20 protein-coding genes, 1 rRNA gene and 1 riboswitch are annotated in these 16,471 nt (G+C 52.8%); of the genes, 1 reads left to right on the forward strand and 20 read right to left on the reverse strand.

Features of this window, described 5'->3' with window-relative positions; genetic code table 11:
• From ispE to BG52_RS04620, 9 genes are all read right to left on the reverse strand, one after another.
• Positions 1–472 (reverse strand): 4-(cytidine 5'-diphospho)-2-C-methyl-D-erythritol kinase (ispE, locus tag BG52_RS04580; protein WP_036584109.1); only part of this gene is annotated, 472 nt, incomplete at its 3' end.
• Positions 473–643: 171 nt separating this feature from the next.
• Positions 644–832, reverse strand: a complete 189-nt coding sequence (locus BG52_RS04585) for a small, acid-soluble spore protein, alpha/beta type (RefSeq protein WP_036584093.1) — start codon at positions 830–832, stop codon at positions 644–646.
• Between the two features lie 85 nt (positions 833–917).
• A complete protein-coding gene (gene veg, locus BG52_RS04590) occupies positions 918–1,193 on the reverse strand; it encodes a biofilm formation stimulator Veg (protein WP_036584289.1) in 276 nt (91 codons plus the stop codon).
• A 149-nt stretch (positions 1,194–1,342) separates the two neighbouring features.
• Entirely contained in the window at positions 1,343–2,257 is a 915-nt protein-coding gene (gene yabG, locus BG52_RS04595; RefSeq protein WP_036584291.1) for a sporulation peptidase YabG, read from the reverse strand.
• Positions 2,258–2,338: 81 nt separating this feature from the next.
• The gene (gene rsmA, locus BG52_RS04600) at positions 2,339–3,241 is read right to left on the reverse strand and encodes a 16S rRNA (adenine(1518)-N(6)/adenine(1519)-N(6))-dimethyltransferase RsmA (protein ID WP_036584293.1); all 903 of its coding nucleotides are present in this window, start codon (positions 3,239–3,241) and stop codon (positions 2,339–2,341) included.
• On the reverse strand, positions 3,231–3,803 hold the full coding sequence (gene rnmV, locus BG52_RS04605) for a ribonuclease M5 (protein WP_036584295.1): 573 nt from the start codon (positions 3,801–3,803) through the stop codon (positions 3,231–3,233). The genes rsmA and rnmV overlap by 11 nt, the downstream gene beginning before the upstream one ends.
• A 204-nt stretch (positions 3,804–4,007) precedes the next feature.
• Positions 4,008–5,156: a 3D domain-containing protein gene (locus BG52_RS04610; protein WP_223298918.1), complete on the reverse strand. Its 1,149-nt coding sequence runs from the start codon at positions 5,154–5,156 to the stop codon at positions 4,008–4,010.
• Positions 5,157–5,408: 252 nt separating this feature from the next.
• Positions 5,409–5,607: riboswitch (cyclic di-AMP (ydaO/yuaA leader) on the reverse strand.
• Positions 5,608–5,774: 167 nt separating this feature from the next.
• Positions 5,775–6,554: a TatD family hydrolase gene (locus BG52_RS04615; RefSeq protein WP_036584299.1), complete on the reverse strand. Its 780-nt coding sequence runs from the start codon at positions 6,552–6,554 to the stop codon at positions 5,775–5,777.
• A gap of 36 nt (positions 6,555–6,590) precedes the next feature.
• Positions 6,591–7,889, reverse strand: a complete 1,299-nt coding sequence (locus tag BG52_RS04620) for an HD domain-containing protein (protein WP_036584300.1) — start codon at positions 7,887–7,889, stop codon at positions 6,591–6,593.
• Between the two features lie 284 nt (positions 7,890–8,173).
• On the opposite strand from BG52_RS04620, the gene BG52_RS04625 reads away from it, so the two are divergent.
• The gene (locus BG52_RS04625) at positions 8,174–8,428 is read left to right on the forward strand and encodes an AbrB/MazE/SpoVT family DNA-binding domain-containing protein (protein WP_036584303.1); all 255 of its coding nucleotides are present in this window, start codon (positions 8,174–8,176) and stop codon (positions 8,426–8,428) included.
• Between the two features lie 203 nt (positions 8,429–8,631).
• Here the strand turns inward: BG52_RS04625 and rsmI are convergent, their stop codons facing one another.
• The 11 genes from rsmI to rrf form a co-directional block, all read right to left on the reverse strand.
• A complete protein-coding gene (gene rsmI / locus BG52_RS04630) occupies positions 8,632–9,564 on the reverse strand; it encodes a 16S rRNA (cytidine(1402)-2'-O)-methyltransferase (protein WP_190287464.1) in 933 nt (310 codons plus the stop codon).
• A gap of 3 nt (positions 9,565–9,567) precedes the next feature.
• The gene (locus BG52_RS04635; RefSeq protein ID WP_036584305.1) at positions 9,568–10,338 is read right to left on the reverse strand and encodes a tRNA1(Val) (adenine(37)-N6)-methyltransferase; all 771 of its coding nucleotides are present in this window, start codon (positions 10,336–10,338) and stop codon (positions 9,568–9,570) included.
• 71 nt (positions 10,339–10,409) lie between these two features.
• Positions 10,410–10,790, reverse strand: a complete 381-nt coding sequence (locus tag BG52_RS04640; RefSeq protein ID WP_036584307.1) for an initiation-control protein YabA — start codon at positions 10,788–10,790, stop codon at positions 10,410–10,412.
• Positions 10,791–10,826: 36 nt separating this feature from the next.
• Positions 10,827–11,630 carry a PSP1 domain-containing protein gene (locus tag BG52_RS04645; RefSeq protein WP_036584310.1) on the reverse strand — a complete coding sequence of 268 codons (804 nt, stop codon included), beginning with the start codon at positions 11,628–11,630 and terminating at the stop codon, positions 10,827–10,829.
• Positions 11,623–12,645 carry a DNA polymerase III subunit delta' gene (holB, locus tag BG52_RS04650; RefSeq protein WP_317628076.1) on the reverse strand — a complete coding sequence of 341 codons (1,023 nt, stop codon included), beginning with the start codon at positions 12,643–12,645 and terminating at the stop codon, positions 11,623–11,625. The genes BG52_RS04645 and holB overlap by 8 nt, the downstream gene beginning before the upstream one ends.
• A gap of 16 nt (positions 12,646–12,661) precedes the next feature.
• Positions 12,662–13,105 (reverse strand): YaaR family protein, encoded by a 444-nt coding sequence (locus tag BG52_RS04655; protein WP_036584313.1) that lies wholly within the window; start codon positions 13,103–13,105, stop codon positions 12,662–12,664.
• Between the two features lie 27 nt (positions 13,106–13,132).
• Positions 13,133–13,462, reverse strand: a complete 330-nt coding sequence (locus tag BG52_RS04660) for a cyclic-di-AMP receptor (RefSeq protein ID WP_036584316.1) — start codon at positions 13,460–13,462, stop codon at positions 13,133–13,135.
• A gap of 39 nt (positions 13,463–13,501) precedes the next feature.
• A complete protein-coding gene (gene tmk / locus BG52_RS04665; RefSeq protein WP_144340734.1) occupies positions 13,502–14,155 on the reverse strand; it encodes a dTMP kinase in 654 nt (217 codons plus the stop codon).
• A 95-nt stretch (positions 14,156–14,250) separates the two neighbouring features.
• A complete protein-coding gene (locus tag BG52_RS04670; RefSeq protein WP_036584319.1) occupies positions 14,251–15,753 on the reverse strand; it encodes an aminotransferase class I/II-fold pyridoxal phosphate-dependent enzyme in 1,503 nt (500 codons plus the stop codon).
• Positions 15,754–15,842: 89 nt separating this feature from the next.
• Positions 15,843–16,028 carry a sigma factor G inhibitor Gin gene (locus BG52_RS04675; protein ID WP_036584322.1) on the reverse strand — a complete coding sequence of 62 codons (186 nt, stop codon included), beginning with the start codon at positions 16,026–16,028 and terminating at the stop codon, positions 15,843–15,845.
• Between the two features lie 212 nt (positions 16,029–16,240).
• Positions 16,241–16,357, reverse strand: a 5S ribosomal RNA gene (gene rrf / locus BG52_RS04680).
• Between the last annotated feature and the right edge of the window lie 114 nt (positions 16,358–16,471).

The raw sequence follows: 16,471 nt of genomic DNA on the forward strand, positions 1-16,471 counted from the left end.
TCGGCTCCAGCCACTCTCCCCGGCCGCGGGCCACCGCCGTGCCGCCGGTCACGCAGAACGGCACGTCGGAGCCGAGTTCCGCGCCCAGCCGCGCGAGCTCCTCCTTGGAGATGTTGAGCCCCCAGAGCCGATTCAGACCTCGCAGCGCCGCAGCCGCATCGCTGCTTCCTCCCGCCAGCCCGGCCGCGACCGGGATATGCTTGTCCAAATGTATGTAGACGCCCTTGCGGACGTCATATCGATCCTTAATCAGCCTGGCGGCTTGAAAAGCCAGGTTCTTCTCGTCCAGCGGAATATAACCGGCTTGGCTTGATATGATAATCGTATCCCTCGGCAGCTCTTCCATCGTCAGACGATCGGCCAGGTCAACCATCGTCATGATCATCTCAACCTCATGAAAGCCGTCATTCCGCTTATGCAACACATCCAGTAATAGGTTGATTTTGGCCGGCGCTTTCTCATACACCCTCATATCGCTCACCTGCTCGCTATACGACTAGAATTGCATTTCATTCAAATATTTCATATTATACCATGCGCCCGCCCAAATGCGAAAATGACACAGATCCCGCCCCCATACGCAAAACGACCGATGCGTTCGAAGAACGCATCGGTCGTCTCAGGGTCAGACTGTGTTATTCGGTTACGGCCGGTTGTGGCGGTTGGCCGCCGATTGCTCGGCCAATTGAATGGCCCGCTTGACCATATTGCCCGCATCCCTCGCCCGTATGCCGCCCCAGCCCTCCGTCTTCACGGTATCGTAAAAACCGAGGTCCTGGGCCAGCTCGTTCTTGAAGCTTTCTGACATGATCGATCGTCTTCTGCGGCTCATCCTAGGTCCTCCTTCCGGCATAAGTCATGCTTGAAGTCGTCCCGCTTAGTATGCGCCGCCTCGTTACCGTCCATGCGGCATGGCTTCAGTGCTGAATATACGTGATTCGGACATGCCCGTCGTCGCCGACAACCGTAACTTCCACCGACTCGGTTAATATATCCGCATAACTGTAAGAAACACGCTTGAACGCGTGCTGTTCCTGATCGAGTTTGACAATGAAAACAGATGGGTAGATTTCTTCCAACACACCGGTACGCTCAATGGTCTTCCGACGGCCGCCGTTAGCCCGAAGACAAATTTTGGATCCGACGTGTGCTTCCAAGCTCCGTTTGATTTCCAACAGCGCATTTTTTGCCATTGTCCACTACCACCTCTTTCCTTGTCCATTATACCGAAAATGAGGGGTCGTGTCAAATAAATCAATAATTATAACAACCAAGTAAAGAATTTGTCAACGGGATTTTTTCCTCTTTTAAAGGCCGTTCAGCCATTCCTGCCGCTTTATGATTAATTTTGGATCGCTTTCGGCATCGCTTTCGGTCTGGGCAGGCCAATGCGGTGTTTCCCCATCGTTTCAATCCCCCCGACTCCGTCCGCCCCGCTGATCGTTCCCCGTACGATGTCGGCCAGGCTGATCGTATCGCGAATCGATGTCTGACTGGCCTTCACGGCAATATAAACCGGATCCAACGCATGGATCAAAATGCGGCCGGGCGAGCTGGCAAAATTAGCGCCGGCCTGCAGAAGCGCTTCAAAATGGGATTGGCAGGCGCCGGCTACCACGATCAGACTGTCACGGTTCCGGTCATATTCGCGCGCAACGCGCACCGCATTGACGAAATTGAGTGAATTTTTATAGCTGCTGAGATGCTGCGGCCCTTCCTGTGACCGCTGCGCCGTATAGCCGCCGCTGCCGGGCGGGTTTTTCAGCACGCCGTCATGGCCGGTGATGACAACGATATCCGGTTGAACCCGGGGAAGCAGTCGGCGCAGCAAGTCCGGCATTTGGGATTCATGCGCATGTACACCGTGTGCGGGCACGCGAAGCTGGCCGTACAGCTGCATGCTTTTACGCATGTACAAGCCGTCGCCGTCCAAATGCAGCACCCTGCCTGGTATCTCAAAGTACATATCGGCAGTAGGCGGCGCGCCCCTTCCTGGCGATTCGTCGCCCCAATCCTCGTCCGGCCGCTCGGATTGCTGTTGGAAACGCCGCATCGTTTCATGCTCCTTCACCCGCACTGCCCGAACGGCGCCGGTAGACTCCGGGTCCTCGACGACTTCCAGATCGGAGAACGGCGCATCCGCCAACAGCCGGTAATCCGTACCTTTGAGAATCGCCGAATGCCGCCCGAATGCGTCGATCCGGAACAATACGTCGCCGCCGTAAGATTTACGCACGACAAAGTCCCCTTGTCTCATGGGCAAATCACCTCTACGTCTATCCTATGGAACAACGGAACCGATGGTGAACATTCACGGCACAAACGAAAGGCCGGCCGATCATATCGGCCAGCCTTTGGCAAGCAGCGCATTGCTGATGCAAGCATATTCGGCGAGCGACAGCGTCTCGCCCCGTCGTCCGGGATCGACATTGCATGCCCGAAGCAGCTCTGCCGTCTCTTCCCGGTGTTCCTTGCCGAATAGCGAGGACAGATTATTGGCGAGCGTCTTCCGGCGTTGGGCGAACGACGCCTGCACAATTCGGAAAAAATGCGCTTCATCTTCGACCTCGACAGGCGGACGATCGCGCAGCGTCAGCTTAATAACCGCCGAGTCGACGTTCGGCTGCGGTATGAATACGGTGTGCGGCACGGTGCATACGATTTGCGGCTCGCAATAGTACTGCACGGCGATACTCAGGCTCCCGTATTCCTTGCCGCCTGGCTTCGCAGCCATCCGTTCCGCAACCTCTTTCTGGATCATAACCACGATATGTTCTAGCGGCAGCCGTTCCTCAAGCAGCTTCATCAGGATCGGCGTCGTTACATAATAAGGAAGATTCGCGACAACGCTGATTCGATCCGTCGCGTTGTACCTCTCCGCAATCAGCGCCTTTAGATCAAGCTTAAGCACGTCCCCATGGACGATGCCTATATTCTCATACGGCGCGAGCACCTCCCGCAGTATCGGGATCAGGCGCTGATCGATTTCAACGGCCGTAACGATGCCCGCCGTTTGGGCCAGTCGCTCGGTGAGCGCGCCGATGCCCGGCCCGATCTCCAATGCCCCCTTGCTTTTATCCAGCTGGGCGGCGTCGACGATTTTGCCGAGAATGTTGCTGTCGATCAGAAAGTTTTGGCCAAGACTTTTCTTGAATTGAAATCCGTATTTTGCAATGATATCCTTCGTCCGCTTCGGGGAGGAAACCTCCGGGCCCGCCGCTCTGCGCTGCTCATCCGTCATGGTTCGCCTCCTCTCTCTCCTTGCCCGCTTCCATGGCAATCAGCGCTTGTCCGAACTCCTCCTTGGAAATGCGGAACACCTTGCACCGTTTATGAAACTGCTTGCCGTTCGCATAGCCGATCCCGAGCAGCTTGCCAAGAGCAAGCCGGCGCGCCGCCGCATCCGGGTGGACGATCAGCCCTGCGGCCATCATATCGTCCCAGGACACCTCACTCTCGTCTTCAGAGACCGTCTCGGTACGCACCGAAGCCAATGCCCGCCTGATCGCTTCGGGCGCCGCATTCTCGATACCGATGTCACCTTTGTACGTGGCTTCCTCCTGGGGAAGAAAGGCATGCTTGCAGCCAGGCACACGGGCTGCCACAATCCGCCGAATCCGTTCGCCTGCATGATCCGGGTCGGTGAAAATAATGACGCCTCTTCGCACGGCCGCGAGTTCAATTCGCCGAAGCACCTCTTCCCCAACCGCCGATCCGCCCGTCTCAATCGTGTCCGCTTCGACGGCTCTTTTGATCGCCGCGGTATCGTCCTTTCCCTCAACAACAACAATTTCTTTGAGCATTGCTAACTTTCCTTTCCCGAAGCGCCGCTCCGATGCAAACCTAAGGGTGACCATGATCGTCTAATGATATACATGGCTAACAAGACAAAAACCTCTACCGAAGCCGCCCAAAAAGAGCGGCTGCAAATAGAGGTCAGGACAGGCATAAAATCCCGTATGACTCATAGGATTAATCACGACTTATCGAACGGCTCACAGCCTCGGTTAAACCGCGCTCGGCTTGTTCGGACCTAACACGTATACCGTAAATCCCTTTTTCTTACCGAACTTCATCGCATACTTCTGGCTGTCGTAATACACGTCGATCTTATTGCCTTTGACCGCGCTGCCGGTATCCTCCGCACGGCGGAAGCCGATGCCCTCGATGTATACCCACCAGCCGATCGGAATGACCTTCGGATCAACGGCAATCGTACGGCCTTCTTTCACCTTCGCGCCGGATGCGGTAATGCCGTATTCGGGATGGCCTTTACCCTTTCCGGTCGATTCCACTCCCGCCGTATAGGCAGTCAACGTCACGTTCTTCAGTACCTTCTTCGCATTGAACGACGCGCCCCCTTTGGAGACGGTTGCCGTTTCAGGCGATTTTGCCGACAAAACTACAACATCAGCCTTCGGTTTCTTCGTACCGACAGCCACAATCTTATCCCGTTTGGACGTCTCCATAAACTTTGTGAGCAGCCTGGTTTGCACCAGCATGCCGTCCGCGAACGTCTTCTCGAACTTTTTGACGATAAGGCCTTGCTGACCTTGTTGAACGACCAGGGTTTTGCCGGTCTCCAGATTCGGATCCATTTTCTTCACAATCGTGAACGGCATTGCTTCCTCGGTCTCCGTTATATGCTTGTCGACCCGCACTACCGTAATCTTCGTATTGCCCTCGAGCTTCGTATTCAGGGAAGGATAAACCTTATCCTGCGCACGAATTTCAATATCGGTTTGCCCGATTGCCGCTCCCACTGTTTTTCTTGTCGTGTAGAACGTTTTTAGCTTTCCATCGGCCTTCACCGTCACCTGCACCGCTTGATCGACAACGATGCGATCCCCATCCTTGACGGCTGCATTCAACGGCATCGATACCTTATCATCCGGTCCTAACGTGATGGCTTGTTCATCCAGTAGGCGTTGAAGGGACCATTGTTTGGTTGTCACAACGGTTTCTTGTCCATTCAATACTACGGAGACGCTTTTGTCAGCCGTTCCGTACAACAACACCAAAAACATGAAAGTCATAGCGATTGAGATAATAGCGCTAAGCAAAATCAAACGCAAGTTCCCATGCTTCCATCGCAACGCGAAAGTCATGCTGGATGATCGTTGCCCATGGGATTCCAATACCCGGAACATACCCACTTCTTCGGTCCTCCTTCATAGCCCCGCCGTCCTAAAGTGATGCATGATTACATATGACGCGACTATTGTTTTTTCATGCGCAGAAAGCACGCATGCCCTGCCCCAGAGATACGCCCGTTCCGTCCACCTCCCCTGTAACCCTATGTCGAGGCATTCTGCGATATTCGCAAAATAAAAGAAGCCAACGACAGAGGATCCTTCGTGGCTTCCGCAGAAGACATAGATTCACATTGGGAAATGTGGATGCACGAGACGACCTCTCTATGTACGCTTACGAGGTTAGCTGTCGGGTTCGGGCATGAGAGTTGCCCTATTTCGCTCGGACCCTAGTTGTGGGTCGTCACGATAATTCACCCCAAGAAGAATTCAATTACAACGTGTCCGCTGTGGGTTAGCGTAGCGCTGTATCGGTTCCCCCGCTCTCCGAATGGAGATTAAGCGATCTGGAAATGGGATACATTATCAAGCTCTGAGAAAAATCATACCGCCTTTAGACCTACATTGTAAAGAACGCTTTAAAGACGATATAAAGCTTATTTCCGTAAAATCCCGCAAAAAAGCGGCGATATCATGGAAAAAGACTACTTTTTTCACCGGATATGTCCTTCATTCTCCCGTTCATACGTTAAATTGCCGAAGCCCGAAACAGTTTTTGGCATTTTCAGTAGTAATCGCTTCGAATTCCGTCCGGTTTATTCCCAGTATTTGCGAAGCCGCTTCTGCCACATGAACGACGTAACCGGACTCATTTCGTTTGCCTCTATAGGGGTCGGGAGACAGATAAGGCGCATCCGTTTCAACCAAAATTCGGTCAAGCGGCACTTTGGCAAGAACCTCCTTCGGCACCCTGGCATTTTTGAATGTAATCGGTCCGCCGAACGAAATATAGAAGTTCATATCCAGACACTGCTTCGCCGTTTCCCAACTTCCCGAGAAGCAATGCATGACTCCCCCGACTTCGGATGCTCGCTCCTCCCGCAAAATTCTCACGACATCATCGTGCGCGTCTCGGTTATGGATCACAATCGGCTTGCCGATTCTCCTCGCCAATCGTATTTGTTCACGGAACACGCGCTGCTGCACCTCTTTCGGAGAAGTATCCCAGTGGTAATCCAACCCGATCTCCCCGATCGCCACAACTTTGTCATGTTTGCAAAGCTCCTCTATCCATGCAAGATCGTCCTCCCGCATTTCGATACTGTCCACGGGATGCCAGCCTACGGCAGCGTAAATGAAATCATACCGTTCGGCCAGCGCCATCGTTGTAGGAATCGTCTCGCGGTCGAAGCCGATATTGATCATATTGCCTACACCGGCCTCAACGGCTCGGGCAATAACCGCTTCACGGTCGTTGTCGAATTTAGGAGAGTCCAAGTGTGTATGAGTGTCGATAAGCATGTGCGTAAAATGTCTCCTTTCCTGCGCATACGCGCGTCAAAGCCCGAAAAGCTGTCGAATTTCACTGTCGAAATAATATTTTTGTTTCGCCAGCGTCTCTTCGGGGTAATACAGGTGAAACTTGCCTCTGTGTAACCCGGCGATGGAGCGGATGATATCGGACTTGACGGAGATATCCTCCAGCTTGTCCTGGTCGCCGAGCAGCAGAATAGGCGGCTTATCTTCCAAGTCGGTCGTTCCAGGCCGGTATACATGATACGGAAGATCAAACGGGTAATCAACCTCCAGATGGTATTCGGGGTGAAGGCCAGCGGCGCCGAAAGCGTGACGAATTCGTGTCCATAGCGCCTCATCCCGCTGGTCCATTGTGATGTATTGATATAACCTGCGGTGAAGGAAGCGGCGGCAGAGCTCCGCAAGCAGCTCGTCCGGTTCCTCGGTCCATTGCATGAATACCGTCTGAACGAGCGCTTCATCCAGCCGGTAATAGCCGTTGACGTCAAGTGTCCCCGCGAATAAGGCAACGAGAGCATCGGGCATTTTCGACAAAAAAGCATAACCGTGCGTATAAAGCTCTTTCGCTCTTCGAAAGATTTGGCGAAGTATGATTTCCGAACTCCGGGTCACCGGATGGAAATATACCTGCCAATACATTTGGTAACGGGACATCAGATAGTCCTCAACAGCGTGCATGCCGCTTTCCTTCACGACAATACGCCCTTGATAAGGCCTCAGCACCCGAAGGATACGATCCAGATCGAACGTGCCGTAGTTGACGCCCGTATAGTATGCGTCCCGCAACAAATAATCCATCCGGTCGGCATCCATTTGGCTGGAAATCAGGCTGATGACAATCGGCTTGTCGTAGGTCTTGCAAATAACCGATGCAACCTTCTCGGGGAAGTCCGGAGATACCGTTCGCAAGACGCTGTTCACTTCTGTTTCTTCTAATATAATACGGCACGTCCACGCTTCATGATGCATGTCGAAAACATCTTCAATCGAATGAGAAAAGGGGCCGTGCCCGACATCGTGCAGAAGGGATGCGCACAGGCATAAAAGGCGTTCCTCCTCTGGCCAATCGGCATACCGGCTTCGCTCGAATTGCGAGATGATTTTGCGTGTAATTTCGTATACGCCGAGCGAATGCGAGAAACGGCTGTGCTCCGCGCCATGGAACGTCAAATAAGAAGTGCCGAGCTGGCGGATCCGGCGGAGGCGCTGAAATTCCTTCGTGTTGATCAAATTCCAGATCGTCCGATCCTGCACATAGATGTACTTATGAACGGGATCTTTAAATACTTTTTCTTCAGCCAAATCGTAACGCACGCCCATCGCCCATCACCTCTTCATCGGGATTATTTTATCGACATTCATGTTTGAAAATCCGTGCAATTTGTCGAAAAATGTCGTATTTTTATTTCCAAAGTTTTATTTCGTTTTACTTGATTTAAACTTTGATACCCCCCCATTTTTATAGCAAACTGGATGTTAAAAGAAATTAAATTCCTTGAATTGCAGTTGACTATTATGGGAATGGTTGGTACGATGATCAATAGAAAAAAGTAAAACTTTGTCGAAATTTGTAGAAACTATAGTTGAGAGGGGAAAGATAGATAATGATGAAATCTACCGGTATTGTACGTAAAGTGGATGAATTGGGTCGTGTCGTCATTCCGATTGAATTGCGCCGCACGCTCGGCATTGGAGAGAAGGACGCTCTGGAAATTTACGTGGATGGCGAGCGCATTATGCTCAAAAAATATGAGCCTGCTTGCATTTTCTGCGGCAACGCTGAAAATGTCACTTATTTCAAGGGCAAAATTGTCTGTAATGAATGCATTTCGGAACTGCCGACACCGGTTACCAAATAATTGGAAAATGTTTCGCGGAAATTGATCTTACCCGCAAAGAAATAGGTTATCAAATTCCGAAATATAGGTTATAATAGAAACATCCATCTTGCCAAGTTAATTCTAACCTTTTTTATACTCCTTATTGCCTTCCTGTGCTAGAACCCGGCCTGGAAGGCCTTTTTTTGCCCTTTTTCACCTCTGCAGCCGGTCCACCCCGTCCATTACTCCTCCGATTCGGACTCGTCCTTCTCCGCTGCTTCCGTTATGTACGCATTGTAAATATCCCGCTTGGGTACTTCCCGGTCCGACGCCGCCCGCTTCATCGCCTCTTTCCGATCCCCCGACTCAGATTCGTAATGGCGCACGTGCTCCGTTATGGTCAGATCCTCCCACCATCGGGTTTCGGACAGACCGTTGCTGCGCGTAGCCAATGGATCCGCCCCGTGGACAACTAAACAATATTCACCCAACGGCGGGTGCAGCTCCAACAGTTCCAGCGCTTCGGTGATCGTCCCGCGCGCCGTCTCTTCATGCCGCTTCGTCAATTCCCGGACGAGCGCAATTCGCCGGTCCCCCCATACGTCGAGCATGGCGCGCAGCGTTTTTGCGATCCGGTGCGGGGCCTCGTAAAATAGCAGTGTTTCCGTACACGCTTTCAACTCTTCGAGCCAACGGAGCAGAACCTTGCGCTCACGAGGCGGAAAACCGGCGAACTGAAACCGCTCGGTCGGCAATCCGGATACGATCAGCGCCGATAATGCCGCATTCGGTCCGGGTATAGCCACTACCGGTATGTCAAAGGCAGCCGCATCGCGAACGAGATCCGCGCCCGGATCGGATATGGCGGGCAGACCTGCATCGCTGACCAGCGCGATAGAGCTTCCTTCCTTCAGCAGCCTGATCAGCTCCGGACCGCTGGCGGCTTTATTATGCTCATGATAACTGACGAGCTTTGTTGCGATTTCAAAATGTGTCAATAGTTTGCGGGTTTGCCGCGTATCTTCGGCCGCGATAAGATCGGCCTCCCGCAGCGTGCGAATCGCCCGAAAACTCATATCCTCAAGATTGCCGATGGGTGTACCGACCAAAAATAACGTTCCTTGTCCCATCGAAGCGGCTCTGCCGCCGAAGCTTTTCTGTACCTGTATCGTCATCCGTTACGATTCCTTCTTTCCCGCCCGTGTATCACCATAGTAGATGTGCATGAGCTCCGCGTTGTATTCCTTCTTACTATTATAGACGATTAACGGAGGTAATACTTTCACGTCCGGCTTCGCATCCCGCATCGCTTCGATGAGCACCATATTCGCTTCCGCTTCCGCGTACGGATGAACGAGTCGAATGCGCTTCGGTTCCAGCTTCGCACGCGTGAACGAATTGATGATCTCGATCAACCGGGAAGGACGATGCACCATAGCGACCTTTCCGCCCGATTTTACAAGTCTGGCACATGCGGTCACGATCTCGTCGAGCGTGCCGTGCATCTCATGCCGGGCCGCTTCCATATGCTTATTGGCATTGCGGTCGCCGCCCCCCATCGGGAGATAAGGCGGGTTAACGGTAACGGTATCGTAACCGCCGTATCCGCTTTGCTGATGAAAGGTTCGCAGGTCTCCTTCATATATGGTTACCCGTGCATGCAGCCCGTTCAATCTGACGCTTCTCTTGGCCATATCTGCCAGACGAGATTGGATTTCGACTCCGTCAATTGTCGCCTTTGTCCGTGTGGAAAGCAGTAAAGGAACGACGCCGTTGCCGGTACACAAATCCAGTACCTTTCCCTTTGCGGGTACTGAAGCGAAACGGGCAAGCAGCACCGCATCCATTGAGAAGCTGAAAACCTCCGGGCTTTGAATAATTTTCAAGTCGTGTGTGAGCAAATCATCCAGCCTTTCACTGGACAGTAACAATTCATCGTTATCCGACAACGCTCATTCTCCTTATCCGCCGCTTTTTCCGCTCTGCAAAAGAGGACCCCTGCGGGGGTCCTCCTCTCGTCTTATTTGTTGAGAAACGACAGGCAGAACAAGCAGTCCCCCTCGGTCCTCAAGTGGCCGTAATATACGTTGCAAATATGAAATCCTTCGTGATACAGGCGCGCCAGATTGTCGTAGCCTTCCCCGACCGGCGGCTGCAGCGGATAGGGATACGATTCAGGGTCGATTATGGCAGACCCTTCGGCATTCTGTTTCACTTCCGGCGGATGTCCCGCGGCTTCCCGTTTGAACAACTTGCGGAGCTGCTGATTCTCAATACTGAGCCGCTTATTCTCCTCGAGGAGCGATTTGATCTGCTGCTTCATGTCGCCGATCTCGCCGAGTAATGCACTCATGCCTGTCTCCAGCTTGCCCATCTGCGTGAAAAGATCCTTGTTCTCCAATTTCCCACCCCAGAGATGCACGAAACGTCTCGCCCGTTATTTTACTACACAATCGTCCAGCGGCAGCTCCTTCGGTTTGCCGCCCAGTTCAAACAGCGCGACATAAACCGTTCTGGCGGCTGCATTGATGCCTGTAACTTTCCCTTCGCCGTAAGAGGTGACGACGATTTTGCCGACCGCAGGCAGCTCCTCGCGCACGCTTTCGTAATTATCATGCTCATACTTCAAGCAGCACATCAGCCTGCCGCACAATCCCGATATCTTGGTCGGGTTAAGTGATAAATTCTGATCCTTCGCCATCTTGATCGATACCGGTTCGAAGTCGCCGAGCCATGACGAACAGCAGAGTATGCGTCCGCACGGTCCGATGCCGCCCAGCATCTTCGCTTCGTCCCGAACACCGATTTGCCGAAGCTCGATACGTGTTCGAAATACGCTGGCCAAGTCCTTCACCAGCTCGCGGAAATCGACGCGGCCTTCAGCGGTGAAGTAAAAAATGATCTTGTTGCGGTCAAATGTGAATTCGACATCGACGAGCTTCATCCGCAACTGGTGGTCGCGGATCTTCTCCATACAGGTCGAAAATGCATTCTTCGCCGCCGTCTTGTTCTCTTCCACGACACGCGCATCGGTATCGTTGGCAATCCGGATAACCCGCTTAAGCGGCAGCACGACGTCGGATTCGCCTACCTGCTTCTGACCGACCACCACTTTGCCGTACTCGACCCCTCTGGCTGTTTCCACAATGACATGCTGGTCCTTATCAACGGGATGTATCGACGGATCGAAATAATAGATTTTCCCCGCTTTCTTGAAGCGGACACCCACAACATTATACAAGGACAATGCCCTCCTGTAATTTCACTAAAAACTGCTCCATGGCCAACTGAGGCGACACATGCGCACGAATCCGCTTGCCCGTCTCCAGCACCAGCTCAATCGCCGCTACCCAAGCTTCGGGAGGACGGGTGAACGCATGTTTGCCTAGCCAATCGATCTGATCTATATACACCACACGGTCTCGTCTTCCGGCTTGCACGTACAACAAGTCTTTATACCACAACGACAGCAATGCGATCAACTGCTCCGGCCGCTCGCCTAGCCCGCCCTTGGCCAGGTACTGACCGGCGGTCACGATCGCCGACGGAAATCGCCCGAGACTGTCCTTTCCTAATTGTATCACTACATTTCTCGTCTCTGCAAACCCCTCTTGCTGGATTAACGCCCTGCAGCCTTCCAAGCCCGATGCTAGGTGCACAGCTGCCCGGGCCGCTAACTCGGGCTGCCCGTCCTTTAGCAAGGTTTCAAGCATTTCTTGATGAGAGACCGGTAGAAAAGGCACCTGCTGCGATCTCGAACGAATGGTCGGGAGCACCGCATGCGGATTGTCGGTGATGAGAATCGCAACGACGGGAGAGTTGGGTTCCTCGAGAAACTTCAGCAAACCGTTCGCAGCCTGCGGCGTCATTTTCTCCGCATGCTCCATCATATAGATTTTGCGCTTCGTTTCGGCCGCACGGTAGGACAGCTCCCGCTGTAAGTCTCTGATTTGATCAATCTTTATCGACGCGCCATCCGGCGTAATCACATGAAAATCCGGCTCATTCCCGTGTTCGAACTTTCGACATGCAAGACATTGTCCGCAGGCATCGTCACCGCCGGATGAACAAAACAACGTTTGGGCAAAGGCCAAAGCTGCAGCTTTTCGACCCGTACCGGGAGGTCCGGCGAATAAGTAAGCATGTGACACGCTGTTGCGGCGTATGGCGGATTGAAGCATTTGTTTTGCTTTTGATTGTCCGGCAACAGCCTGAAATCCCATAGCAATCGGTTCTCCGTTCTCTGACATGTTCATCGAAACCGCGGTTCGGCTAGAAAAAAAGATTGACGAGCATGCCGCGAATTTCGCCGATCGTGCCGAGCAAGGCGATACGGCCCTGCTCGGTCACAAGCAGCTCGTCCACCATTGAGACTAGCCTCTCATCGATTTCCTCAAGCAGCTTGTAACGTTTCGTCCGGCCTCTGCGGTCCCAGCCCTTCGTTTCCTTCAATCGGATACCGCGGCGAGCCGTATCCTCCAAAAACTGCTTAACCATGTTGCGATACAGCTTTAACTCGCGAACAGTCATTGACCGTGCGAACCGTTCGCCTTGCTTATGAATATCATTCAGCTTCCGCTGCAGTTCCTCTTCCGTTCGCTGCTGCTCCTGACCGCCCATAATATCCGCGAAACTTTTCGCTTGAACTGGCCGGGCAGAAGCTTCGCCCCGCGTTCGGTCTTGGCCGAGCGGTCGAAAACCGGGATTGATCTTCATTAAACTTCACATCCGGTTACAAAATGGTCAGAAATGCTCAAATCGCTCAACCGGCAGTACGAACACTGCGGCGCCGCCGACCTGCACTTCAACAGGGAAAGGCATATAAGAATCGGTAGAACCGCTCATCGGAGATACGGGAGTAACGAGTTGGTCACGTACTTTGCAATTGTTGCGGATAACCTGCAAGACATCCGAGACGCGTTCATCTTCAATCCCGATCATAAAGGTTGTGTTGCCGGCCCGCAGAAATCCGCCGGTACTCGCCAGCTTCGTGGCGCGGTAGCCTTCACTCACAAGCGCATTCGACAAACGGTTGCTGTCTTTATCCTGCACAACGGCGACGACTAACTTCATCATAACCCCTCCAATGTATTTACATAATTCTATTATATATTATTTGACATTCAAGTGTGAAAAACCTTTAATTGCGCTGCTCGTTTCCTGTATCGCCTGCCGGAGCACCGTGTCCTCATCGGAGTCCGCGTCAATTTCGACGATCCTGCCCGGAAAACGCTGCGGCAGCAGCTTGTAGCCTTCCCGCACGAGCCGATGGAACGTTATGCTTTCCAGGTCCAGTCGGTTGATCTCGCGCTCATTGGCCGCCTGAATGCGGCGAAGTCCGATTTCCGGATTGATATCCATATAAAGCGTCAGATTCGGCATTGTCCCAGCCACGGCAAACCGGTTTATATCCCAGACCGCGTCTATACCGAGACCCCGGGCATAGCCTTGATAAGCCAAGGAGCTGTCCACAAACCGGTCGCACAGCACGACAGCTCCCCGTTCCAGGCCGGGCAGCACCTTCTCGGCAAGATGCTGCCGTCGGGCCGCCGCATACAGCAGCGCCTCCGTCCGGGGATCCATCGCCGTATTTGCTTTATCCAGAATGATCGCTCTTATCGATTCAGCTATAGGAATGCCCCCCGGCTCCCGAGTCATTACGACCTCATATCCCTGCTCGGCCAACCATTCCGCCAATCGAACGATCAGCGTCGTTTTGCCTGCTCCCTCTCCACCCTCAACAGTCATAAAAAATCCATTTCCCACGGTCCTGCTCCTTCGTGATCAATTAATGTTAACAATAGCCCTTTGCAAACGGAAACTCCAAATCGTGCTATCGCTCCAACCCGTCCAGACTTCATTTATTTATCGGACTTCATCACCTTCACATAGTCCATTACCGCATTGGAAGCATTCTGGAACCGGGCCCCTTTCGCAGAGAGCGACCGGATTGACTCTATCGCCGCCTGGGTGATCTCCTCCCCGACGTGCAGCAGTGGAATGCCGGGGGGGTAAGGAATGACCGGTTCCGCCGCAATTCGGTTCAACGAATCTCGTAAAGGGACGCTCACGGTTTGATTTTCGTCCGTTAGCGTTCTGCCCGGCAAGAACGGTTTGCCTATTCGTTCGATTTTATCGAAGCTGTTTGTGATCGATGGTCCAGAACCCAAACGGTATCTATCTGCGGCACCGGACACTCTTTTTGTCAAACCTGCCTGATCGGCAATATCCTTCAAGGCCCTATAAAGTTTATCGGCATCTTGCCCGGATGTGCGAATACCAAAAATAAGGACCACGTAGCGTTCATCCGCCATTTCTGCCCAGCAGCCGCGTTCGGACAACAGCGTAAGCAGTTGAAAACCACTGAGCGTATCCGTCCGGTCATATAAAACAATCCGTAGCGGATCCAATCTGTCGAACGCCTGAGAATCGTCAGTTTCCTGTAAAAGCGTATATAGATCCTCAAGATCCCTCATCTGTTCGCGGAATCGGATCGAGGCGAGCACTCCTTTTTCGAACAAATGGGCTCCCTCGGCCGTTACCATTGCCCGGGCAATATCGAGAGAGGCCATGATCGGGTAAGAGGGGCTCGAGCTCTGAATCATCTCAAGCGCGTGACGAAGCGCCTTTACCGAAACGCGATCGCCTTTTACGTGCAGCATCGCGCCCATGGTGAGCGCGGGAAGCGTCTTGTGCGTGGAGTGAACGACCGCATCCGCTCCGTATTGCAAAGCCGACAGCGGAAACTTTGGGTGCAAGCCCAAGTGTGCGCCATGCGCTTGATCGACAAGAAGCGGTATACCGGCTCGATGCGTTATACCCGCATATTCAGATAAATCATTGCACATGCCGTAATAGTTGGGCGTGCCCAACATAACCGCCCTTGCATGCGGATAACGGCGGATCGCTTCCTCGACATCATGGGATGCGGGGATTGTCGCCAACCCGGTTGCCCAGTCTGTGAGAGGAGTTACAAAAACGGCATAGGCGCCTGCGAGCATGAGGCCGTGCAGAACCGATTTATGCACATTGCGCTGCACAATAATCGTATCACCCGGCCGGCATACTGCAAGAACCATCGCCAGAATGCCCGCCGTACTGCCACCGGTGAGGAACATCGTATCGTCCGCACCGAAGCATGCCGCAGCCAATTGCTGCGCTTCGCGAATGACGCCTTCCGGATGGTGCAGATCGTCCGTATCGGACAACTCGGTTACATCCAGGGACATCAAATCGCGAAACCGCTCATAGGGTGCGTCCGCCGCTTGTGTACCGTTTTTATGTCCGGGAACGTGAAAGCTCGTAGGCCCGGCTTCAAGACGGTCGACGAGTGCTTTATATAAAGGCGCATGGAACTGTGTCATAGCCTTGGCCCTCTGCTCCTTCATCTTTTCTTTCTATTGTAACCGATAAAGCGGAAAAAAAAGAACCGTTCCTTACGCGGAACGGCGGGTTATGCGTTATGCTGAACCCAGATCTGCTTCAGCTGATGAACAAAGAACGGGTATTTCTCATCCTTCACATCCGTGCGAACCATCTCGAACTCACAAGCCTCACATATAAATTCCTTTACGATGCGGATGCCCGTCTCTTTGAACTGGCCGCAAATGATGCAGCAGGTGCCATTGATATCGTTCATTCGAATCCCGCCTTTTAACCAATAATCTCTTACCTATCAGTATGCCACATACTCTACCAGTTTATACGGAGTTTCATAGCCCATTTCAAATTTTTTTTACAGCATATGCGCACCCGGCTGAATGGGTTCCGCGCCGGTTAGACAAATTTTTAAGATAAATGACAAAAAACCCGTCAAGCGCTGCGGTTAGCAGTCTTAACGGGTTTGTTTGTGCTTGGCAACGTCCTACTCTCCCAGGACCCTGCGGTCCAAGTACCATCGGCGCTGGAGGGCTTAACGGTCGTGTTCGGGATGGGAACGCGTGGATCCCCTCCGCCATCGCCACCAAACGGTGAAGCTTAAGGCGCATTGCGCCTTCAAAACCGGATGCGAATGTAAAGTGAGCTGATTGCCTGTTCTTACTCCCCTCATTCGGGGCCCCCGAAAAGTAATCGGCATACGCT

Source organism: Paenibacillus darwinianus, from assembly GCF_000598065.1.
GTDB classification, from domain to species: domain Bacteria; phylum Bacillota; class Bacilli; order Paenibacillales; family Paenibacillaceae; genus Paenibacillus_I; species Paenibacillus_I darwinianus.